We start from the raw sequence: 943 nt of genomic DNA on the forward strand, positions 1-943 counted from the left end.
TGCGGCCACTGCGCGACCCGCCGCGGCAGCACCGGGCGCGCCGTGCGCAGCAGCGCGCGCAGCGCCGCGGCGCTCGCGCGCCGGCCCGGGGTGCGGGGCAGGTCGTAGGCGTCGGCCACCCGCGGTGGCAGCAGGTCGGCGGTGACGCTGCGGGCCAGCGCGGCCACCCCGGGCAGCGGCGGGCTGGTGCGCTGGGTGAGCACGTCGCGGGCGATGGCGCGGGCGGCGTCGGTGACGACGAGGGACTCGACGGCCCCGCGCCAGTACTCCTCGAAGTCGGCCGCGCTGCCCGGCAGCACGGCGGGGGTGACGGCGAACAGCCGGGCGAAGGGCTTGGACCCCTGCCAGTGCCGCTCGCGCTCGTCGGCGTCGAGGCGGCGGCCGACGTAGCGCTCCACGACGCGGCGGGCCGTGTGCACCAGCGTGGCGTGCACCCACAGGGCCAGCTGCGGGTCGCCGGCCCGGTACGGCGTCCCGGCGGGCGTGCCGGGCACGGCGGTGCGGGTGGTGCCGCGCACCCGGGCGTGCTGGGCGCCGACCTCCCGCGCGGCGGCGCGCGCCTGCTCGGTGTCGCCGAAGGTCACGGTGAGCGCGGCCTGCAGCGTGGCCAGCAGCCGGTGCGCGGGGCCCGCGGTGTAGTCGCTGTGGGCCGCGACCCCCTCGGCGACCAGCGGGTGGGCCACCTGCAGCAGGATCGCGGCCGGGCCGCCGAGGACGGTGGCGCGCTCGGCGGTCACCGCGCGGAAGACCCCGCCCGGCGCGCAGACGCCCGGGTCGCCGGGGCGCCCTGGCGCCGGCGGGGGCGGGAAGGCGGCGCGCAGCGGCAGCCGCGGCAGCTTCCCGGGCGGCTTCCCGGGCGGGTGGCCGGTGCTCTCCTCGCTCACCGCCCCACCCTCACCCGCGCGCGCCGCTCCCGCACGGCGCGCGCGGGTGAGGGTGGGGC

At 81.4% G+C, this 943-nt stretch carries 1 protein-coding gene; it reads right to left on the minus strand.

The genetic code is table 11. The features are described from left to right. Window positions 1–884: oxygenase MpaB family protein (locus tag GTQ99_RS23600; protein ID WP_166618067.1), on the minus strand; the 884-nt coding region annotated here is incomplete at its 3' end. Window positions 885–943 lie beyond the last annotated feature (59 nt).

Origin of the sequence: Kineococcus vitellinus, from assembly GCF_009906315.1 — a bacterium.
Lineage (GTDB): Bacteria > Actinomycetota > Actinomycetes > Actinomycetales > Kineococcaceae > Kineococcus > Kineococcus vitellinus.